Raw genomic sequence first — 1,685 nt, forward strand, 5'->3', positions numbered from 1 at the left:
CTCCCGCGCGCCGCACCCCCGCGCGCCGCACCCCCGCGAGCCGCTATGTTCCGACCGAGCCGCCATCTTCCGACCGGGCGAAACGTAGCGGCTCGGGCGAAACGTAGCGGCTCGGCGGGCTGAGGGGCGGGAGCGCGACATCGTGCTCACTCGGACCCGGGCGACAACCCGTCGTCCACGACGGTGCCCGCACGCAGCCGAACCGTGCGCACGGCGAGGGCCTCGAGGTCTTCGACGTCGTGACTGACGACGATGGCGGTGCGGCCGGCGAGCTCCCGCGCCAGCAGTTCTCGCATCGCGGGGACCGCGTCGGCGTCGAGAGCCGCGAACGGCTCGTCCAGCAGCAGGATGCGCGGCTGCGCGGCAAGTGCCCGCGCCAGCGCGACCCGCTGCCCCTGACCGCCCGAAAGCTCGGTGGCACGCCGATCGGCGAACGGCGACATCCCGACCTCGGCGAGCCACCGGTCCGCGGCGACCCCGGCATCCCGCCGCGACGCGCCCTGACTGCGCGGCCCGAACGCGACGTTCGCCCGCACGGTCAGGTGCGGGAAGAGCAGCACGCGCTGGCTCATCAGCACGATCCCGCGGCGGCGCGGCGGGACCCACGTACGCGCATCCATCAGGACCTCGTCACCCACCGTCAACTCCCCCTCGTCGGGAGCCAGCAGGCCACTCAGCACCGCCAGCACGGTCGACTTTCCGGAACCGTTGGGGCCGGCGATCGCCGTCGTGACGCCCTCGTCGAGCGTCATCTCGACATCGAGGCTCCGCGCGGCCACGCGCGCCCGCAGCCGGATCACGGCAGCTCCCTTCGCAGCGCGCCGGGGCGATACGCGAGCGTGACGCCGACGAGCGCGAGCACGATGAGCACGAGGGCCAGCGCGACGGCGGAGTCGGCATCCGTCTCGCGCACGAGATAGATCTGCAGCGGCAGCGTGCGGGTCACGCCCTGCAGGCTGCCGGCGAACGCGAGCGTCGCGCCGAACTCGCCGAGGCTGCGCGCGAACGCCATGACGGCGCTCGCGACGAGCGCAGGGAGCATGAGCGGCAGCGTGATCCGCACCAGGATTCGGGTCGGTGACGCGCCGAGCGTCGCCGCGATGCCCTCGAACCGCTCGCCGGCGCCGCGCGCGGCCGCCTCGACGTTCAGCACGACGAACGGCAGCGACACGAACACCTGCGCCATCACGACCGCGATCGTCGTGAACGGGAGCTGGATGCCGACGACCTGCAGCGCCTGGCCGATGAGGCCGCGCCGCCCGAACGCGTACAGCAGCGCGATGCCGCCGACCACGGGCGGCAGCACGAGCGGGGTGAGCACGATCGCGCGCAGGACGCTCCGCCCGATGAATCGCACGCGGGCGAACACCAGCCCGAGGGGTACGCCGAGCAGCAGGCACACGACCATGCTCGCCGTCGAGGTGCGCAGGCTCAGCAGCAGCGCGTCGCGCGCGGCGGGCTGCGACAGCAGCTCCCACAGCCGGCTCGGGTCGGTCCGCAGCACGAGCGCGATCAGCGGCACGGCGGCCATCAGCAGCCCGAGCGCCGCCGCCGGATACACCCAGCCGGGCAGGCCGGGGGATGCGGATCGGCGGGTTCTGCGGCTCACGGGTCGGGGTCTCCGGGTCGGGCGGGGTCTGCGGTCACGGCGGGCGTCCGTCCGGACGGCGGGCGTCCGCCCGGAC

Annotated in this window: 2 protein-coding genes; both read right to left on the reverse strand. The window is 74.2% G+C overall.

Translation table 11 applies throughout. From position 1 onward, the window contains the following. Window positions 1-146 precede the first annotated feature (146 nt). Complete coding sequence (locus WBP48_RS09740) at window positions 147-800, reverse strand: ATP-binding cassette domain-containing protein (protein WP_424439579.1); 654 nt, start codon at window positions 798-800, stop codon at window positions 147-149. Further along, window positions 797-1,609 (reverse strand): ABC transporter permease, encoded by an 813-nt coding sequence (locus tag WBP48_RS09745; protein WP_424439582.1) that lies wholly within the window; start codon window positions 1,607-1,609, stop codon window positions 797-799. The genes WBP48_RS09740 and WBP48_RS09745 overlap by 4 nt, the downstream gene beginning before the upstream one ends. Between the last annotated feature and the right edge of the window lie 76 nt (window positions 1,610-1,685).

Source organism: Microbacterium sp., from assembly GCF_049661145.1.
In the GTDB taxonomy this organism is placed as follows: domain Bacteria; phylum Actinomycetota; class Actinomycetes; order Actinomycetales; family Microbacteriaceae; genus Microbacterium.